22 protein-coding genes are annotated in these 18,787 nt (G+C 50.5%); 8 read left to right on the forward strand and 14 right to left on the reverse strand.

The window, feature by feature from the left end:
• Together rpsF and fldA are read right to left on the reverse strand one after the other, a co-directional pair.
• The gene (gene rpsF / locus EPV75_RS07395) at positions 1 to 342 is read right to left on the reverse strand and encodes a 30S ribosomal protein S6 (RefSeq protein ID WP_029938253.1); all 342 of its coding nucleotides are present in this window, start codon (positions 340 to 342) and stop codon (positions 1 to 3) included.
• 277 nt (positions 343 to 619) lie between these two features.
• Positions 620 to 1,135, reverse strand: a complete 516-nt coding sequence (gene fldA, locus EPV75_RS07400; RefSeq protein WP_029938254.1) for a flavodoxin FldA — start codon at positions 1,133 to 1,135, stop codon at positions 620 to 622.
• A gap of 202 nt (positions 1,136 to 1,337) precedes the next feature.
• On the opposite strand from fldA, the gene EPV75_RS07405 reads away from it, so the two are divergent.
• Positions 1,338 to 1,565 carry a uracil-DNA glycosylase gene (locus tag EPV75_RS07405; protein ID WP_128384962.1) on the forward strand — a complete coding sequence of 76 codons (228 nt, stop codon included), beginning with the start codon at positions 1,338 to 1,340 and terminating at the stop codon, positions 1,563 to 1,565.
• A 9-nt stretch (positions 1,566 to 1,574) separates the two neighbouring features.
• Here EPV75_RS07405 and ampD read toward each other — a convergent pair whose 3' ends face one another.
• Positions 1,575 to 2,138, reverse strand: a complete 564-nt coding sequence (ampD, locus tag EPV75_RS07410) for a 1,6-anhydro-N-acetylmuramyl-L-alanine amidase AmpD (RefSeq protein ID WP_128384963.1) — start codon at positions 2,136 to 2,138, stop codon at positions 1,575 to 1,577.
• A gap of 93 nt (positions 2,139 to 2,231) precedes the next feature.
• Between ampD and nadC the strand changes: the two genes are divergently transcribed.
• A complete protein-coding gene (nadC, locus tag EPV75_RS07415) occupies positions 2,232 to 3,080 on the forward strand; it encodes a carboxylating nicotinate-nucleotide diphosphorylase (protein WP_127119628.1) in 849 nt (282 codons plus the stop codon).
• 10 nt (positions 3,081 to 3,090) lie between these two features.
• Positions 3,091 to 5,076, forward strand: coding sequence for a monovalent cation:proton antiporter-2 (CPA2) family protein (locus EPV75_RS07420; protein WP_128384964.1), 1,986 nt, complete (start codon positions 3,091 to 3,093; stop codon positions 5,074 to 5,076).
• A 50-nt stretch (positions 5,077 to 5,126) separates the two neighbouring features.
• Here EPV75_RS07420 and pgeF read toward each other — a convergent pair whose 3' ends face one another.
• Positions 5,127 to 5,891 carry a peptidoglycan editing factor PgeF gene (gene pgeF / locus EPV75_RS07425; RefSeq protein WP_128384965.1) on the reverse strand — a complete coding sequence of 255 codons (765 nt, stop codon included), beginning with the start codon at positions 5,889 to 5,891 and terminating at the stop codon, positions 5,127 to 5,129.
• On the reverse strand, positions 5,869 to 6,924 hold the full coding sequence (gene rluD, locus EPV75_RS07430; protein ID WP_029938260.1) for a 23S rRNA pseudouridine(1911/1915/1917) synthase RluD: 1,056 nt from the start codon (positions 6,922 to 6,924) through the stop codon (positions 5,869 to 5,871). Before rluD ends, pgeF begins: the two co-directional genes overlap by 23 nt.
• A 112-nt stretch (positions 6,925 to 7,036) precedes the next feature.
• On the opposite strand from rluD, the gene EPV75_RS07435 reads away from it, so the two are divergent.
• Positions 7,037 to 7,795, forward strand: coding sequence for an outer membrane protein assembly factor BamD (locus EPV75_RS07435; RefSeq protein ID WP_128384966.1), 759 nt, complete (start codon positions 7,037 to 7,039; stop codon positions 7,793 to 7,795).
• Between the two features lie 96 nt (positions 7,796 to 7,891).
• On the opposite strand, the gene EPV75_RS07440 is transcribed toward EPV75_RS07435, so the two are convergent.
• Genes EPV75_RS07440 through sucC form a run of 3 tightly spaced genes read right to left on the reverse strand, consistent with a single transcriptional unit; the run spans position 7,892 to position 11,593 of the window.
• Complete coding sequence (locus EPV75_RS07440) at positions 7,892 to 9,523, reverse strand: NAD+ synthase (protein ID WP_128384967.1); 1,632 nt, start codon at positions 9,521 to 9,523, stop codon at positions 7,892 to 7,894.
• Between the two features lie 19 nt (positions 9,524 to 9,542).
• A complete protein-coding gene (gene sucD, locus EPV75_RS07445; RefSeq protein WP_029938263.1) occupies positions 9,543 to 10,424 on the reverse strand; it encodes a succinate--CoA ligase subunit alpha in 882 nt (293 codons plus the stop codon).
• On the reverse strand, positions 10,421 to 11,593 hold the full coding sequence (gene sucC / locus EPV75_RS07450; protein WP_128384968.1) for an ADP-forming succinate--CoA ligase subunit beta: 1,173 nt from the start codon (positions 11,591 to 11,593) through the stop codon (positions 10,421 to 10,423). Before sucC ends, sucD begins: the two co-directional genes overlap by 4 nt.
• Before the next feature lie 128 nt (positions 11,594 to 11,721).
• On the opposite strand from sucC, the gene EPV75_RS07455 reads away from it, so the two are divergent.
• Positions 11,722 to 11,982, forward strand: a complete 261-nt coding sequence (locus EPV75_RS07455) for a PP0621 family protein (protein ID WP_128384969.1) — start codon at positions 11,722 to 11,724, stop codon at positions 11,980 to 11,982.
• A 12-nt stretch (positions 11,983 to 11,994) separates the two neighbouring features.
• Here the strand turns inward: EPV75_RS07455 and EPV75_RS07460 are convergent, their stop codons facing one another.
• The 5 genes from EPV75_RS07460 to EPV75_RS07480 all read right to left on the reverse strand — a co-directional run bounded on the left by EPV75_RS07460 (position 11,995) and on the right by EPV75_RS07480 (position 14,977).
• The gene (locus EPV75_RS07460) at positions 11,995 to 12,441 is read right to left on the reverse strand and encodes an FKBP-type peptidyl-prolyl cis-trans isomerase (RefSeq protein ID WP_128384970.1); all 447 of its coding nucleotides are present in this window, start codon (positions 12,439 to 12,441) and stop codon (positions 11,995 to 11,997) included.
• 67 nt (positions 12,442 to 12,508) lie between these two features.
• On the reverse strand, positions 12,509 to 13,792 hold the full coding sequence (locus tag EPV75_RS07465; RefSeq protein WP_128384971.1) for a GGDEF domain-containing protein: 1,284 nt from the start codon (positions 13,790 to 13,792) through the stop codon (positions 12,509 to 12,511).
• A gap of 22 nt (positions 13,793 to 13,814) precedes the next feature.
• Positions 13,815 to 14,177, reverse strand: a complete 363-nt coding sequence (locus EPV75_RS07470; RefSeq protein ID WP_029938268.1) for a hypothetical protein — start codon at positions 14,175 to 14,177, stop codon at positions 13,815 to 13,817.
• 71 nt (positions 14,178 to 14,248) lie between these two features.
• Positions 14,249 to 14,569 carry a hypothetical protein gene (locus tag EPV75_RS07475; RefSeq protein ID WP_225972282.1) on the reverse strand — a complete coding sequence of 107 codons (321 nt, stop codon included), beginning with the start codon at positions 14,567 to 14,569 and terminating at the stop codon, positions 14,249 to 14,251.
• Positions 14,570 to 14,707: 138 nt separating this feature from the next.
• On the reverse strand, positions 14,708 to 14,977 hold the full coding sequence (locus EPV75_RS07480) for a hypothetical protein (protein ID WP_029938270.1): 270 nt from the start codon (positions 14,975 to 14,977) through the stop codon (positions 14,708 to 14,710).
• Between the two features lie 261 nt (positions 14,978 to 15,238).
• Here EPV75_RS07480 and EPV75_RS07485 point away from each other — a divergent pair, with 261 nt between their 5' ends.
• The 3 genes from EPV75_RS07485 (at position 15,239) to EPV75_RS07495 (ending at position 17,928) form a co-directional block, all read left to right on the forward strand.
• Positions 15,239 to 16,216, forward strand: coding sequence for an IS30 family transposase (locus EPV75_RS07485; RefSeq protein WP_128384889.1), 978 nt, complete (start codon positions 15,239 to 15,241; stop codon positions 16,214 to 16,216).
• A 177-nt stretch (positions 16,217 to 16,393) separates the two neighbouring features.
• Complete coding sequence (locus EPV75_RS07490; RefSeq protein ID WP_127119621.1) at positions 16,394 to 17,518, forward strand: NAD(P)/FAD-dependent oxidoreductase; 1,125 nt, start codon at positions 16,394 to 16,396, stop codon at positions 17,516 to 17,518.
• Between the two features lie 29 nt (positions 17,519 to 17,547).
• Positions 17,548 to 17,928 (forward strand): DUF6858 family protein, encoded by a 381-nt coding sequence (locus tag EPV75_RS07495; RefSeq protein ID WP_128384972.1) that lies wholly within the window; start codon positions 17,548 to 17,550, stop codon positions 17,926 to 17,928.
• A gap of 77 nt (positions 17,929 to 18,005) precedes the next feature.
• On the opposite strand, the gene EPV75_RS07500 is transcribed toward EPV75_RS07495, so the two are convergent.
• Positions 18,006 to 18,704: a response regulator gene (locus EPV75_RS07500; RefSeq protein ID WP_128384973.1), complete on the reverse strand. Its 699-nt coding sequence runs from the start codon at positions 18,702 to 18,704 to the stop codon at positions 18,006 to 18,008.
• Positions 18,705 to 18,787: the final 83 nt, after the last annotated feature.

The raw sequence follows: 18,787 nt of genomic DNA on the forward strand, positions 1-18,787 counted from the left end.
TTACTCTCCTCTACGCTTATCTTCTTTCTGAGAAGCCATAACGGACGGCTCAGTAACAGCTTCTTTACGCTTGATGAACATGTTGCGCAAAACCGCGTCGTTGTAGTAGAACAAATTATCCAACTCGTCCAGTGTTTCCTGGTCGCATTCGATGTTCATCAAAACATAGTGTGCTTTGTGGACTTTGTTGATTAGATAAGCCAGTTGACGACGACCCCAGTCTTCAAGACGGTGAACGGCTCCACCTTTCTCTTCGATCAGACCACGGTAACGTTCAATCATTGCAGGAACCTGTTCGCTTTGATCAGGGTGCACTAAAAATACGACTTCATAATGACGCATTTATTGATCTCCTTATGGATTAAAACTAAGCTTCCCAAGCCCGATTCGGACCGGTGAAGCAAGGAAATTCAGAATTTAAACAAACTGAAAGCGCAGTATTATAAACACTTTTCTGCCGTTTTCAAACAGAAAATCATTCACTTATGTGAAAAAACAACGGCTTTTTGAAAGTTTGATGGCAGGCTAAATGCAAAAAACCACCAGGCCTGGTGGTTTTGATGGAAAACTCAAATTCGGAAACCCCGTTCAAACCGGGGTTTCCTCTCAAAAAAATGGCTTACAGCCCCATTTCTTCTTTGACTTGATCAACCCACTGATCAACGCGTTCGGCCGTCATTTCCGGTTGTTGATCTTCGTCGATAGCCAAACCGACGAAGAAGTCACCGTCTTCGGTCACGGCTTTGGATTCGTCGAATTCATAACCGTCCGTGGACCAATAACCAGCCGGTGTCGCACCGTTTTCCAAGGCGATGTCATGCATCATGCCCATCGCATCCAAAAAATACTCCGCATAATCCGCCTGGTCACCCAAGCCAAAACACGCCACGGTTTTGCCGGTGAAATCAATGGCTTTGAAGTCTTCCCAGAAATCATCCCAACTGCTTTGCAGCTCGCCGTAATACCAAGTCGGTTGCCCCAGAATGATCTTATCGTATTTGGCAAAATCTTCCGGACTGGCCGTGGCGACATCATGAACATCCACCAGATCGCTTCCGATCTTGTCTTTAATCATATCCGCAACACGCTCGGTGTTTCCTGTATCCGTTCCATAGAATAGGCCGACTTGACTCATGTTTAAACCCTTTTTAAAAGTTATCCATTTCTTGTAAAATGCGTGATTAGGCGTTGAATCCCGCGCCTCACAAGACCGACGATGTGAATTTAAGTATACGAAAAACCACCCGGGGAAACCACCCGTCACGCGAGTTATTTCGTGTCGGGCATCATAGCATAAATTTTAACTATCGCATTTCAAAAAAAACTTATTGCCAACAATGAAGAAAACTAATTCCGACAACCCGCACATCGACTGCTTTCAATGCGAACATTTCTTTGTGACCTGGGATGCCAACCAACCGCGCGGTTGCAAAGCCTTTGGCTTCAAAACCAAACAGTTGCCGAGTGTCGTCGTTTTCGAATCGTCCGGTCAGCCCTGTATGAAATTCAAGCCCAAACGCCGCCCGCCGCCATCCGGTTCCGGAGGCAACGGTTGGATTGCATAATCCGATTCCCTAACCCGACTTCAGCGACTCGATAAATTCCCACATAAAATAAGGTCCCGGATCGGTCTTGCGACCTGGTGCAATATCACTGTGGCCGCGAATGCGATCCAACGAAAGAGACGGATAGGTTTCCGTCATCGCTTGAATCACCTGTTTCAAAGTTTCATATTGCGATGCGGTATAAGGCGTTTCATCCGTGCCTTCCAACTCGATACCGATGGAAAAGTCGTTACACGCCGTGCGACCTTCAAACTGCGACACCCCGGCGTGCCACGCCCGCTTGTTGAGCGGCACGAATTGAAACAACTCGCCTGCGCGGTTGATAAACAAATGCGACGACACTTTAAGTGATTGAATTTGCTTATAGTAATCATCTTCGTCAGGATTCAGTGAATTGGTAAATAACTGTTCCACGCCCTTCCCCCCGAAACGACCGGGCGGTAAGCTGATGCCGTGAATCACAATCAATTGCAAATCGGACTCTTCCGGACGGTCGTCGGCATTCGGGCTTGGGATGTAGCGTGCGCCTTGAAAAAGATGGCTATTCGGGTCAAGTGTTAATGGGCTTTTCATATGCCAGATAGTATAATCCAAAAGAATCGGCCATGAGAACTCACATGGATAAGAATCGAACCGTTTAGACTAAATACACCGAACATCAGGCCTATGTCAGAAATAAACTATTTTAATGATTTGCACACCAACGTCGAAAACGCGCTGAACGAAGACATCGGCGACGGCGACCTCAGCGCCAGCTTCCTGCCCGAACACCAAATGGCGAAAGCCAGCGTCATTGCGAAAGAAGACGCAATCGTCTGCGGGCGCCCCTGGTTTGACGAGGTCATGCGACAGGTTGATGAACGCATTAAAATCCACTGGCATTGCAATGAAGGCCAAGCCGCCACCAACGGCACGCTTGTGTGTGAGCTCACAGGTCCGGCCGCGGCTATTTTATCCGGTGAACGCAGTGCTTTGAATTTTCTGCAAACCTTATCGGCCACCGCCACCATCACCCGTCAATACGTCGAACAACTCCAGGGCACTCAAACGCGCTTGCTGGACACCCGAAAAACTCTACCGGGCTTACGCTTAGCGCAAAAATACGCGGTTCACTGCGGCGGTGGCACCAATCATCGCATCGGCCTGTACGACGCTATTTTACTGAAAGAAAACCACATCATGGCCGCAGGCGGCATTGACGCCGCTGTTCAGCAAGCGCGCCAGCATCACCCAGGAAAAACCGTTGAAGTGGAAACCGAAAACCTCAACGAGGTCAAGCAAGCACTCGAAGCCGGCGCGGACATTATTATGCTGGATAATTTTTCGCTGACGGACATGCATGAAGCGGTTAGAATGGTAAATCATCAGGCAAAGCTGGAAGTCTCCGGCAATGTCGAACTGCCCCATTTGGCGGAGTTGGCAACAACGGGCGTTGACTTTATCTCCACAGGCGCGATCACCAAACACATTCGAGCGATTGATTACTCCATGCGCTTTAATTTAGAGACAGGTTAACCCGGACACTATGTTTGATCACATCCTTTTAAATATCGTCTTACTGCTCATCATCACTGTCGGCCTGGTTTCGATTTCCCGACGGCTGCATTTGCCGGCCATCCTGAACTACATTCTGGTCGGGGTCATTGTCGGGCCTTTCGGTTTTGGCCTCATCCAAAGCGAAAAGAGCATCAGTTTCCTCGCCGAATTCGGCATCGTGTTTCTGCTGTTCTCAATCGGTTTGGAGTTCTCGCTGACGCAAATGATGTCCATGCGCCGGATGGTATTCGGCTTCGGCGGGTTACAGGTTCTCATGACAGGCCTGGTCGTTTTCGGCGTCTCTTATCTGTTGGGCTTTGGCGTGGAAACCAGCGTCGTGATCGCCAGTGCTTTCGCTTTGTCCTCAACCGCCATCGTCATCAAACAATTGACGGAACAGTCCGAAATCCAAACCCGGCATGGCCGCGCCACCGTCGGCATCCTGATTTTCCAGGATATCATGGCCATTCCATTATTGATTTTGATCCCCGCACTCGGCACGGCCGCCGGTCAATCGCTGCCGACCGAACTGGGCATGGCCTTTTTAAAAGGGGCCATCGTGGTTGTGGTCATGTTGTTTGCCGGGCGCTATATCCTGCGACCTTTATTCCATGAAGTCGCCTCATCAAAATCCCAAGAGCTGTTCACCTTAACGGTTCTCACCGTCGTACTGAGCGCGGCCGCCTTTACCGAAGAAATGGAAATTTCCATGACATTGGGTGCCTTCCTGGCCGGGATGATGCTCGGCGAAACCGAATACCGTCATCAGATCGAAGCCGACATCCGCCCCTTCCAGGACATTTTGCTGGGGCTGTTTTTCATCACCGTCGGAATGATGATTTCACCGGAGCTGATTCAAACCCACTTTTTAACCATTATGGCCATTACCCTTAGCATTATGCTGGTCAAAACCGTTGTTATTTTCGGTATTATGCGCCTGTTTCAAAAACCGGATGGCGTCAGCCTGCGCACGGCCGTTTCCCTGTCTCAAGTCGGCGAATTCGGTTTGGTCTTAATCACCCTGGCGCTCACTTACGAATTGCTGCCACACCAACTCGGCCAAATCTTGTTAACATCCGCCGTCTTCAGCATGGTCGCCACGCCTTTCCTCATTAAATACAACGGCCGCATCGCCAACCGTTTTTGCCGTAAAAGTTATCAAAACGACTTTGCCGAAATGGAAAGTGTCATCAAAGAAGACACCAAATTCCTGTCCGACCACGTGGTTCTGCTCGGCTTCGGTCGTGTCGGACAAATCACCGCCAAATTCCTCGAACAAGCGCATGTACCGTTTGTGGCATTGGACATGGACATCAAGCGGGTTCACGAAGCACAACAAAGTGGTGAACCGGTTTATTTCGGTGATTCCGCCAAACACAGCATCATTCACGCTACCAATATCAGCAAGGCGAAGGTCGCCATCATTACGTTCCACGACTACCACGCGGCCATCAAGACATTGAAAACCTTGCAGGATGTGGCACCGGAATTGCCGGTTTTGGTCCGTTCCCTTGACGACAGCCACATCAACGAGCTCACCCAAGCCGGTGCGACGGAAGTCATCCCGGACACCTTCGAGTCCAGCATCATGCTGGCGTCGCACCTGTTGTTGATGATTGGTCACCCGCCTAGCCAGGTTTTAAAACAAACCCGTGCCGCCCGTCGCGGTCGCTACAATCTGCTGAACGGTCTTTACCCGGGTGAATCCGATCATGTGCCGTTTGATCATGCGCAAATGGGGCAAATCATCCAACCGATTACCATCAACGAATCCGCATTTGCCGTTGGAAAGCGCCTGGAAGCCTTCCCGATGGAAACATTGGATCTTTACATCAAGTCGGTACGCCGTGGCTCGGTGCGTGGCGACAACCCGGATTTGAAGACCCGAATCCGCGTCAATGACATTTTGATTGTGCAAGGGCTGCCGGAAAACATCGACAAATTCGAACACTATTTAAATACCGGAAAAACTTAACCGGCGGTGGGGTTCCGGAACGGTTGGCCGCGTTTAAAAGGATCGCCGGATTACGGCGCCAACCAGATCATCGTCGCCATCCGACCGGTTTGCCCGTCGCGACGGTAAGAATAGAACAAGTCTTCGTCCTGGTAACTGCACAGTCCGCTTTGCGTTACTTCCGCCACGCCCAAACGCCGTAACTCAAATTCCGCCAGGCCTGGTAAATCGGCATACCACTTTCCATGCGACGCCGCTGCGATAAAATACGGCGCATGATCGACATTTTGCTCGACAAACCCGTCATATACATCCGCCCCGACTTCAAAGTAAGCCGAACTGATGGCTGGCCCAATCCAAGCCAGTAGATTTTTCGGATCATCGGGCAATTGTTGTATGGCATTCGCCACCACTCCGTTCAACAGCCCCCGCCAACCGGCGTGAACCGCTGCCGCCACTGAACCGCTTCGATTGGTGACCAACACCGGCAAACAGTCTGCCGTCATCACACAACACACCTGCCCCGATTGATTTGTCCAACTGGCATCGGCCACGGGCGGCCGAGGATACGTTTGACCCTGCCAATGAATCGCATCCACCGTGTGTTCCTGTGCCAACCAAAGCGGTTCGTTCGGCAAATTTAAAGCCGTTCCCAGCGCTTGTCGATTGGCCGCCACTTGGTTCGGATTGTCACCGACATGCCCTGCCAAATTGAATGCATCATAAGGCGGTTGACTGCCCCCACCCATCCGCGTGGTGACAAAAGCCCGAACCTTCTCAGGTGCCGGCCATTGCGGTCGGACAAACTGCAAATTATTCTTGAGGAATATCTGCATCGGTGACCCATTCCACTTCGACGCCGTCATCATAATCGTAGTCGTCGTAACCCAAATCGTCCTGCATGGCGTGGAAATCATCCATATCGTCACGCAATACATCAATCAACGCCAACATGTCGTCCGGCATCGGTGCCTTCCATTTCATGACTTTTCCGCTGACAGGGTGCGTCAGACTCAATTGACCGGCATGCAACGCCTGACGTTTAAAACCGCGCAAGAAGTCGGCAAATTCCGGCAACATCTGCTGTGGAATCCGTAAACGCCCGCCATAGACCGGGTCGCCAACCAGCGGGAACCCAAGGTACGACATATGCACCCGAATCTGATGCGTCCGACCGGTTTCAAGTTGCACCCGCACATGCGTATGCTCCCGGAACCGCTCCAAAACCCGATAATGCGATACGGCCGGTTTACCACCGCCGGTGGCAATCACCGCCATACGCTTACGGTCGGTCGGGTGACGCCCAATCGGTTTATTAATGGTGCCGCCGGAAATCATGCGTCCGACCACAATGGCATCGTAGACACGCTCCACCGCATGACGCTGCAACTGTTCGACCAAATGGGTCTGTGCCGGCACCGTTTTCGCCACCACCATCAAACCGGTGGTTTCTTTGTCCAAGCGGTGCACAATCCCCGCGCGGGGTACTTCACGCAAACGCTCGTCGTGGTACAGCAACGCATTCAGCAAGGTTCCGTCCGGGTTCCCGGCCCCCGGATGCACAACCAAACCGGCCGGTTTGTTGATGACCAGAATGTCCGCATCCTCATAGACAATGTCCAGTGGAATGTCTTGCGCCTGATACTCGATTTCTTCTTCGATTTCCGCCTGAAGAACAACCTTTTCGCCGCCCAGCACCTTCATATTGGGCTTGCTTTGGAGCTGACCGTCCAGTGCGACCTTCCCCGCCTTGATCCAGTCCTGAATGCGACTGCGTGAATAATCCGAAAACAACTCGGCCAAAACCGCATCGAGGCGTTGCCCCAACTTGTCGGCCGGAATGCGTGCTTCCAATTGTTGACTGCTCAAAACCGCTCCTAATAACCTGATGGCCGACGGATTTTAAGTATCCATTTCTTATACTCACGTCGGCACATATGGTATGATTAATTTTTTATACGAAACGCTATTTTACCAAAATATGAAGCACTCGCTGTTATCCCTGATTGTTTTATTGACCCTCGCGCTCCAAGCCTGCTCACTGGTCGAAAAAGACGAGTCCGAGTGGACGGTCAAAGATTTTTACGAACACGCAAAAGACGCCTACAACAGCGAACAATGGGAATCCGCCATCGAGTATTACGAAAAACTCAAGGCCTATTACCCTTACGGCAAATACGCTGAACAATCCTACCTGGAGCTGGCTTACTCTTATTATCGCTATGACGAGCCCGAATCGGCCCAGCGTGAACTGGAAGAGTTCATCCGCCTTTACCCGAAACACAGCGCTTTGCCTTATGCCTATTACCTGCGGGCCTTATCGGCGGATTCCATCAACAAAAGCTGGTTCGACAGCTGGTTGACCGACCCGGCCTCGCGGGACATGGACTCCACCCAGGAAGCTTACAACGCCTATTTAGAGCTCTTGAGCCGCTTTCCGACTTCAAAATATTCGGCCAAAGCGCGTGAACGCTTGATTGTATTGCGCAACCGTATGGCGCGTCACGAATACCAGGTGGCCGAATACTATTTCAAACGTAAAGCCTACCTGGCGTCGGCCAACCGCGCCAAGTTCATTGTCGAAACTTACCCGCGTTCCATGGTCAATATTTACGCATTGCAGTTAATGCGCGATGCCTATCAAAAACTGGGCATGACACAAAATGCCGAAGATGCACAAGCGGTCATCGACCTCAACCTGGCGCGTATTGAGGCGCAAGAAAAAGAAGACGAAAACTGATTGATCGAAGACGGTTAATAAAAAAAGCAGATATAAAAAAACCGCCAGGCCTGGCGGTTTTTTATTTGGAGCGCGGTACAACTCAAAACATCGGCTTCACTCGCTGTAACGGCTGGTAATCGGATAACGTCGGTCTCGACCAAAGGCGCGCGGTGAAATCTTCACTCCCGGTGCGGCCTGACGGCGCTTGTATTCGTTGCGGGTAATCATCCCCACCACACGCCGGACTTCCGCCTCGTCATAACCAAACGCTTCGACAATCTGTGCGGGGCTTTTGTCTTCTTCCACAAACGCCTGAATCACATTATCCAACACCTCGTAATCCGGTAACGAATCCTGATCCTTCTGATCCGGTCGCAGTTCGGCCGATGGCGCACGCGTAATGACGCGTTCCGGGATGACTTCGCCATCACGATTACGGTAAACCGCCAAACGATACACCCAGGTTTTCGGCACATCTTTCAACGGCGAGAAGCCACCGACCATGTCGCCATACAAGGTGGAATAGCCCACGGCCACTTCGGATTTATTACTCGTCGCCAACACCAGTTTATGGGTCTTATTGGAAATCGACATCAATAACATCCCGCGAATGCGCGCCTGCATATTCTCTTCGGTCACGTCTTCTTCATAACCTTGAAAACGATCTGCCAGAGCGGACTCACTCGCCGCATACACCGATTCAATCGGAATGGAATGGTATTTTACGCCAAGGGTATTGGCCTCTTTTTCGGCGTCTTCGATGCTGATATCCGCCGTGTAGCGGAACGGCATCATCACCGCTTCGACTTTATCCGCGCCCAGAGCATCCACTGCCAAAGCCAGCGTCAAGGCCGAGTCGATCCCGCCGGACAGCCCCAGCACCACACCACCGAAACCGTTTTTTTCAACGTAGTCCTTCACACCGGTCACGAGGGCCTGATAAATACGCGCTTCGTCCTGATACAACGGCTGTTTTTCTCCCGGTAGAATCACCACCGAATCGGCTTGTTTCAATACCTGAACCGGAATCAACTCCGAACCGAATTCGCCGCCTTGTACCTGAACATCCCCTTCGGCGCAGGTCGCAAACGAACCGCCGTCAAACACCAGTTCATCCTGGCCACCGACCTGGTTAACATAAATCACCGGCCGCTTCACTTCGCTGACACGACGATTGACCACCTGAATGCGATCCTGATGTTTTTCCTGCGAAAACGGCGAGGCATTCAGGCTCAACAGAATGTCGGCCCCGGCTTTCACCGATTGGCTGGCCGGTGACGGTTTCCAGATGTCTTCACAAATCAACAAACCGAAACGCACACCTTTGTATTCGACCACACACGGCTGCTCACTGGCGGCAAAATAACGCTTCTCGTCAAACACACTGTAATTCGGAAGGTTCTGCTTGATGTAACTGGCTTGAATCTGACCGTTTTCGATCCAGGCCGCCATATTGAAGCGTTCACCCAGCTCGTCCATCATCGGATAACCCAACACCAGCACCACGTCTTGAACCTGTTCGCAAATACTCGATAAGGCTTTTTTAACCTGCTCGTATAAGGCTTCGCGAAACAACAGATCTTCCGGCGGATAACCGGTCAGTGTCATCTCCGGAAACACCACGATATCGGCTTGCTGCTCGCTTTTCGCCCGTCGGGCCGAATCGATGATCAGATCGACGTTACCGTCGATATCCCCGACCACCGGATTGATTTGCGCCATGACGACCGTGAGTTGTTCTGACATAGTTCGATTCCGTTAGACTTTATCCGATGAGCTTGAACATGGCGTCGCCCAGCTCCGCCGGGGAACGTACTACCGTGACGCCCGCCGCTTCCAGGGCTTCAAATTTGGCTTCCGCCGTCCCCTTGCCGCCGCTGACAATCGCGCCGGCATGGCCCATGCGCTTACCGGCCGGTGCCGTGACACCGGCAATGTAGGCCACCACCGGTTTAGAGACGTTTTCCTGAATGTACTGCGCGGCGTCTTCTTCGGCTTGACCGCCGATTTCGCCGACCAGAATAATCCCTTCCGTTTGCGGATCTTGTTCAAACAACGCCAAACAATCAATGAAATTCATGCCTTGAATCGGGTCGCCGCCGATGCCGACGCACGTCGACTGCCCCAAACCGTTTTGTGTGGTTTGGTGAACCGCTTCATAGGTCAGGGTGCCGGAACGCGAGACGATGCCGATTTTGCCGGGCAAATGAATGTGCCCCGGCATAATACCGATTTTACAACCTTGCTTGTCATCGCCCGGCGTAATCAGGCCTGGGCAATTCGGCCCAATCAGGTATGCATCGGATTTATCCAATACGGCGCGAACTTTCAACATATCATTGACCGGAATGCCTTCGGTAATACAGGTAATCACCTTAATGCCCGCATCGATGGCTTCGATAATCGAATCGGCAGCAAAGGCCGGCGGCACATAAATCATCGAAGCATCCGCGCCGGTTTCGGCCACAGCTTCTTTTACGGTATTGAACACCGGCAATCCCAAGTGTTCGCTACCACCTTTGCCCGGCGTGACACCGCCGACCATTTGTGTGCCATACGCCATGGCTTGCTCGGAATGGAATGTCCCTTGTTTGCCAGTGAAGCCCTGACAAATCACTTTGGTCTGATGATTGATTAAAATGCTCATGCCTGCCCCTCCATCGCCGCTTTCACCGCTTTTTGGGCCGCATCGGCCAAGCCGTCCGCCGTAATGATACTCAAGCCACTGCTGGCGAGTTTTTCTTTCCCTAACGTCACATTGGTTCCTTCTAAACGCACCACCACCGGAATCTGTAAGCCCACTTCCTGAACCGCTTGGATAATCCCGTCGGCAATCAGGTCACAGCGCACAATTCCGCCGAAGATATTGACCAGAATCGATTTCACTTCGGAAGACGACAGAATCAATTTAAAGGCTTCTGCCACACGCTCCGGCGTGGCACCGCCGCCGACATCCAAAAAGTTAGCCGGTTCCCCACCGTTCAGTTTGATTAAATCCATGGTCGCCATCGCCAAACCGGCGCCATTGACCATACAGCCGATATTGCCGTCCAACGCGATGTAATTCAGCTGGTGATCCGCCGCTTTGGCTTCACGTTCATCTTCCTGGGTGGCATCACGCATTTCCACCAGGCCTGGCTGACGGTACAACGCATTGGAATCGATGTTCAATTTGGCATCCAACGCCACCAACTCATTTTCGGTCGTCAACACCAGTGGGTTGATTTCCAGCAGGGAAACGTCTTTGTCCAGCGCCATCTGATACAGGCCTTGCATAATGGCCGTCATTTGTTTGAAAGCCGTCCCGGTCAAGCCCAATGCAAAACCGATTTCACGGCATTGATACGGCATCAAGCCCACGGCGCCATCGACATGCACCGACAGGATTTTTTCCGGCGACGCTTCCGCCACCAGTTCGATGTCCATGCCACCGGCTTCGGAAATCACAAAAGTGTGGGTTCTGGTGACACGATCCACCAGCAAACTCAGGTAAAACTCCAGCTGAATGTCCAGCGTTTGCTCAATCAACAGCGCATTGATCGGTAACGCTTTGCCCGCGGTTTGAATCGTCGCCAAAGACCCGCCCAACAAACTACTGGCCGCCTCTTTCGCCTCATCGGAGGTTTTCACCAACTTGACCCCGCCTGCCTTGCCGCGCGCACCGGCATGGATTTGTGCTTTAACAACCCAGCCATCGGAATCGATTTGTGCCAAGGCGTCGGGTAACTGATTCAAATCATCAATCATAACGCCGCTCGGCGTCGGGATACCATACTGCTGGAACAGTGATTTTGCTTGATACTCGTGTAAGTTCATGAATTGCCTTTTAACGGATTTGCCGCACCAACCTTGATACGATGTTCGGCGGTAAATTAAATTGCAATTATTTTATGTTTTTTAGACAATAAATGCATTAAAACAACCGCTGAAATCACTGAATTCCTATGAGAGCCCTGCTTTTTTTCGTATTTATCCTAGTCGTTTACCTGGCAATCCGCTTTACGTTAAAACGTGTGCGAGAATTGCGCGCCGCTTCAGCAGAGGCTGAAACCCTTAAAAACAAACCCGAACCGGAAGAAATGGTGGCCTGCGCGACCTGCGGATTACACCTGCCAAAACACGAAGCGATTTGCGAAGTTTCCGAAGCCGGCGAACGCTGCTTTTGTTCGGACACCCACCAACAACAGGCACATAAAGAAAATTAAGCTGAAACGAAATCAGGACAGAATGTTTTCGATCTTCGCTTCAAACACAACGACCTGACCGGTCAACGGGTGATTAAAATCCACCACCACGTCATCCCCGTTCACTTCATAAATCGTGCCGGGAATTTCATCGCCGGACGGCGTATCAAAGCCGATCACATAGCCCTCTTCCAACACCATCGTATCGGGGAATTCATTGCGCGACATGGTTTTGAAGTTCTCCGGGTCCGGCAAACCGAACGCCTGTTCCGGCATTAAGGTGAATTTTCCGGTCGTTCCGACTTCAAGCCCAATCAACAACTCATCCAACCGGTTTAACAGCTGGCCGTCGCCGATTTGAAAAGCAAAGACTTCCCCGTCTTCGGTTTGGTCCACCACCGTACCATCCAAAAGGGAAAGCTTGAAGGAAATTTCAATATCGCTGTTTTCTTGTACGGTTTTAACAGTATCTTGACTCATATTTTTCGTCTTCTCATTCATCTTGTTTGTTTAAAGCGACTTTAAAGCGGTTCACACGTCATGACCGTCACGCCTTACGTTTACGACCGGCGGTTTGGCGCTTTTGGCCAGGCCTGGCGGTTTTAGATTTTGTATTGGTTCTTGTGTTCGATTTCGTTTTAGGCTTGGTCGCTTTAACCGATTCCCCGGCAATGACGATACGGTTTCGCCCGGCTTCTTTCGCCTGATACAAAGCATCGTCGGCGTATTTCATGACCTCGTGCGGCTTCTTGTGCTGGGCATCGCGTGCGGCCAAGCCGAAACTGACGGTGACGTGCGTTTCCACCTCTTGGCCATTCAGCGGCACATTCAACACTCGCGACTCAATCGCCTTGCGCACCGTTTCCAACGCCGGCATCACCTGCTCAGGCGTCTTCCCTTTAAACACTACGGTAAATTCTTCACCGCCATAACGGTACACCTGACCGGTGACAATCATGTCCAGTTCCTGTGCGACGGTTCGTAACACCAGGTCACCGACGTCATGACCGTACGTATCGTTAAAGGATTTGAAGTGGTCGATGTCCATCATGGCGATGCTGTACTTCCGTCCCAGCCCCAGGAAAGACTCCAACAAGGCGCGTCGCCCTTTCAATCCGGTCAATTGATCGGTGTAAGCGATGTGATGGGCATCGAAAATCAGCGACAACAGAATCATCACCGCGGCAAACGCGCTGGTCCACGCCAAAGCGCCGTACTGATAAAAGGCATTCAAGCCGAACGCCATTAAAATCAACACAAAGACCACCGTCTGGTCCAACACTTTGGCATGACTGAGAAGCGCATTGCGGAACATCATCAGGAACCAGACCGCCACCATCGTCAACATCGCCACAAACGGTAATCGCACCGAATCGTAACCGCTCGGCGAGGCAATCCAGCGCCAGTATTCCAGCGGTAGATTCACCATCACCCAATAGACGAAATAGGCTTGTGCCGCCAACAACACCAATTGAAACAGAACATAAAGCTTATCCTGAACCCCTCTTTCCGGAAACAGCAACCAGAACAACAGGTTCAGCGGCAGCAGCAAGGCCAGCACCGGATAAAGCGTAATGGCCGACAAACTGACGTCGGCTTGCGGCACGAAGTACTGCATGCCGGCATTGAACAATACCAGACTGGCAAGAATCAGAATCGGTTGCAGGCGGTTCAGAAAAACACTGACGAAAATCCCCAGCCCGGCAATCAGATACGGTAACCAAGGCAATAACTTTTGCAGCGCCAGCGGCCAATTCGGGATGTTCGGCATTTGCCAAATGGCGAATACCGTTAATCCCAGTAACCAAATGATGTGTTTCAATGGCCCCATTTAACGCGCCTCAAACCGCCGATCAGGTTTTACCGAAAACAGAGAAGTCCGGCTTGGCTCTTTCTTCGCAATGAATACGCCATTCAAGCACGTAATCACAGTTTTGCCCGGCGGCACAACTGAAATCGTTATATCCGAATTCGGCCGCTTTGCCGGCATTTTTGGTCAACACCAAATAGCCCAGCGGGCAGAGTTCGTCCGCTTCACTTTCAATGGTAAAACTGTCGAAATCGCGTGGCGGTTCACTGTAAAAATTCACCAGCTGATAAGTATCATCGCCGATTTCTTTGGTTTGAACACCGGAACAGCCCACCAACAAAATCGCCAGGCCTGACAATAAAAAGAGTTTGAAAGGAAATTGTTTGAACACGTAGATGTTTCTCATAACAAGGGTTCTAAAAGGGTCGGTTAAGCTTAACCGACCGGGTTTGAAAAAGATAAAAATATGGCAAACGCTTAAGGCGCTGACTCGACCGACGACTCTTCTTTAATACCGATTTCAGTCACCACATAACACATATTGGTGTGCAGTTTCTTACCGTCAACCAAAAACGAGGTGGCACCGCCGATTTTATCGTCCGGGTTCAGGCGCACACTGCCTTTATAGGTCTTCAACACCTTACCGGTGTAACAACTGTAAATCTCGATTTTCCGATCCAACCCAATCCAATCGGACTGGATATTTTTCGCCGTGTTCGAGACCTTTTCACAGGCCGTCACCGCAAACAAAACCGGCAAAATCAACAGCAATTTCAAATAAGGTTTCATAGCTTTCATCGACTCTTCCATCACGCGCCGTTTTGGCACACGTCTTATCTTGAATTGAGGGTTATTTTACACGTTTTGCCCGCCCAAAAAACAAGAAAGCCGACAATTGTCGGCTTTCCAAATCAAAACACAATGCCTCAATGGATATCAGTCCACCGGAATACCGGCTTCATCCTCTTTCGGCTTGACCGGCATGGCGCCCTGCTCTTTGATTTCTTCCTTGATTTCCTTAAGCGAAGTATCCTTACCTTCATCATAGGCTTCCTCACCGTCATCGGCCACTTTGGAGGCGTTTTCTTTCGTGCCATCCCAAGCCTTGGCGGCGTCTTCCTTGACATTGCCCCACAGCCCCGCTTGTGCACTCATGCTGGCGCCCAACAAAACGGCCAATCCAAATAATTTCACTAACTGCTTCATAAAACACTCTCCGTTTAAACGTTAATGGATTTGTTATATTTTTTTAATTATCGCCTGAGCGTTCCATTCCAGCCGGCTATTGCCGCTATTCCGTAAGGTGGATTCAAGTATACGTCAATACCCATAAGGTTGACTAGGTTAAATAAGTGTACTTTAATGAAACCTGAATTCAGATAATAACCGCAACACCTGAAAAATAATGATGTGGAGGCCAACTGCCCTAGAATGGTTGTTCCCACACAAAACATTCAGGTGCCAAAGATGACACGGTTCAGACAGTTGACCATTGAAGAACGATACCATATTCAGTTTCATTTTGAACTGGGATTGAGCTTAAGGCAGATTGCCAAAGCCTTAAACAGAGCCGCCTCAACCATTAGCCGAGAGCTCAGACGCAATCGGCAATCGCCCTGTAAATACTGGGCACCGATGGCACAGGATAAGGCAGACGATCGGCGCAAGAACGCTGATAAACAACGAATAACAGACGCCTGGCTCATTGAGCAGGTGCATTATTATCTGACGCAGTATCAGTGGTCGCCTGAGCAGATATCGGGGTACCTGGCAAGAATGCATTCGGTCACAGTCAGCCATGAATGGATTTACCAGTATCTGCTGCGTGACAAGGCTCAGGGTGGCGAACTTTACAAGCACCTTCGCCACAAGGTTCGTAAAACCCGGCGGCGCTATGGCAGTCAGGATCGGCGTGGCCGGATCATCGGTCGGGTCGGCATTGAGCAGCGGCCTGACGTTGTTGATACTCGCCAACGTCTGGGCGACTGGGAGGCCGACTCAGTGCAGGGAAAACGCCTGGCCACGCTCGTCACGTTAGTTGAGCGAAAAACTGGATTGAGTCGCATTCGAAAAGTCATGCGCTCCACGGCAGAGCTGACGGCCAGTGCGATGATTGATGCGTTCTCGGGCATGGTAGTCAAGAGCACGACGTCAGATAACGGCAAAGAGTTCTCGCATCACCACAAGGTCAGCCAAGCCATGGGCTGTTCATTCTTTTTTGCACGCCCATATCATAGCTGGGAGCGTGGCACGAACGAGAATACCAACGGTCTGATTCGCCAGTACTTCCCCAAAGGCACGGCCTTTGAAGATGTGACAGACGAAGAAATACAAAGGGTTGAGGACAAGCTCAACCATCGGCCCAGAAAGAGATACGGTTTTCAGACTCCACTGGAGATGCTTGAAGCTGAGAAATTAAAGCTGGGTGTTGCAGTTAATAGTTGAATCCAGGAAATCTTAAAACTTCAAAACTCATAACGTCACGCATTTCGCGTGCTGAAATCTGCAACACTCGGAAACATAATTATTTTTTATCACAACAGTAGATAAAATTTTATTTTACCCATATAGATTTTTTCTATACCATTTTTGTCCAACCTTAAACAAAAGGATTAAACCAAGATGAACATTACCATTCTCGGCACAGGATTTGCCGCCCTTACCGCCATCAAGAAAACACGCAAGCTGGCTCCAGACGCACGAATCACGGTGATCGCGCCGTCCAAAGAATTGGTTTATCTTCCAAGTTTAATCTGGATTCCGTCCAACCTTCGAAAAGGCGACGACCTACGCATCAACCTGACCAACTACTTCAATCGCCAAACGGTGGAATATATTCAGGCCAGCGTCACCGACGTTTCCAACAATGGTCGCACCGTACACACCGACCAAGGCGATTTTGAAAACGACGGTCTGATCATTGCCTCCGGCGGGCGCTTTATTAAAAAACTGCCGGGCATCGAACACGCCATCACCCCCTGCGAAGGCATTCCAGCGGCCGAGAAAATCAAAGAACGTTTGGATAATATGTCCGGCGGCACCATCGCCATTGGTTTCGGCGGCAATCCGAAAGAACCGTCCGCGATGCGCGGCGGCCCAATGTTCGAATTCCTGTTCGGCATCGACACCTTGCTACGCAAACAAGGCCGCCGAGACCAATTTGAGCTGATTTTCTTCAACCCGGCACCGAAGCCTGGCAAACGCTTGGGTGACAAGGTACCGGATGCCGTCATGAAGATGATGGCCAAAAAAGGCATTCAAACCCGCCTCGGCCACAAAATGAAAGCCTTCGAACCCAATAAAGTCATCACCGAAGGCGACGAATTCGAAGCGGATTTGATTTTGTTCATGCCAGGCATGACCGGACCGGCTTGGTCGCAGAATTCCGAGATTGCCAAATCCGAAGGTGGTTTGATTAAAGCCAATGAGTTCTGTCAGGTAGACGGCTTGGAAAAAACCTATGTCGCCGGAGACTCCGGCAGCTACCCTGGCCCGGACTGGCAAGCCAAACAAGCGCACATGGCCGATTTACAAGCCGAAGCGGCGGCCCACAACCTGGTGGCGGAACTGCAAGGCCAAACGAACTTCAAAACCTTTAAGCACGAACTGTTGTGCATTATCGACACCTTATCCCACGGCGTTCTCATCAAACGAACCGAAAAAGGCACCTTGATGCTGCCACCGTGTCGATTGATGCACTTGGCGAAACGCTTTTTCGAACACTTGTACCTCAGACAGTACAAGTAATTTTTCAACATGACACATTAGGAACCCACATGGAACAATCGCTTTTTCATGACAAATACCCGGTTTTCTCGAAAACCATTGCCAAGTCCGACACCCAATATCAAAGTGTCGATGCCATTTTGAATTATTTGGAAGACTGCATTAACAGCAATGAAAAAGCAGTGTACATCGCTCGTTTCGACCATGCCGCCCACACTAAAAATATCAACGGTGAAGTGGCACCGGATATTTTGGAAGCCAAGCACATCATTTTTTGCTTTGGGATGAAATTGCCGGTGCCTCAGGCCATGGCGGTTCGCCCTCGCTCCATCGGGGTGACCGACATGGGTGAGAATTTCGTGGTGAGTTTCATGGAAGCGCCGAACCCACAAGCGCAAGAATGGATGACCGAATGGGTGGAAGCGATTTAACGCTGCCTACCATTCATCACAACAAAAAAAAGGGGCTTTTATTAGCCCCTTTTTTATGTCGAATGCTTTAACTGCAATCAGTGGATTTCGTTCAATCCGACTTTCAGCAAACCGATGTGACTGGCATAGTTCACCAGTTCCGCCGAAGCCGTCATGCCGAGTTTCGTCATGATGTTCTCGCGGTGTTTGGATACCGTTCGGTCACTGATCTCCAACATTTCGGCAATGTCTTTGGTCTTATAACCTTCGGCTACCAGTTTAATGACCTGTTTTTCACGCACCGACAACTTTTTCGGGCGCTTGGGCTTATCGTCCAGCTCCACGTCGTCGGTTTGTTGTGCAGCCAATTCCGCTTTATATTCTTCCAGGCCTGGCTGAATATCGGAATGTACAAAACCCTCACCGGCAATCACATTTTTGATACCGCCAATCAGCTCTTCTTTCGACACCGATTTTAGCGCAATCCCTTCTACCCCCAAATCCAGTACTTCTTTCCAGACATTCGGCGCTTCGGCCGCCGTCAAGACGATGACTTTGGTATCGTATTTTTTCTTTTTCAGGTGCGTGATCACCGCCATGCCGCTCAACTTAGGCATCGACAGGTCAATAATCAAAATATCCGGCTGTTTTTCGTCAATCAAAGCAAGTGTGGATTCACCATCTTGAGCTTCGGCTACCACCTTGACCGTACCGTCGGAATCCAAGATGGACTTAAAACCGGCACGAACCAAATCATGATCTTCTGCCAAGAGAACTTTAGGTTTTGCTTTTGCCATGCGAAAATCCTTCTGTAGTTTTGGGAGTAAAAGTTCGTAGTAAAATTTCTTTATTTGGGGTCATTATAGACCGTTTCAAAAAA

It is taken from the genome of Hydrogenovibrio thermophilus (assembly GCF_004028275.1).
Lineage (GTDB): Bacteria > Pseudomonadota > Gammaproteobacteria > Thiomicrospirales > Thiomicrospiraceae > Hydrogenovibrio > Hydrogenovibrio thermophilus.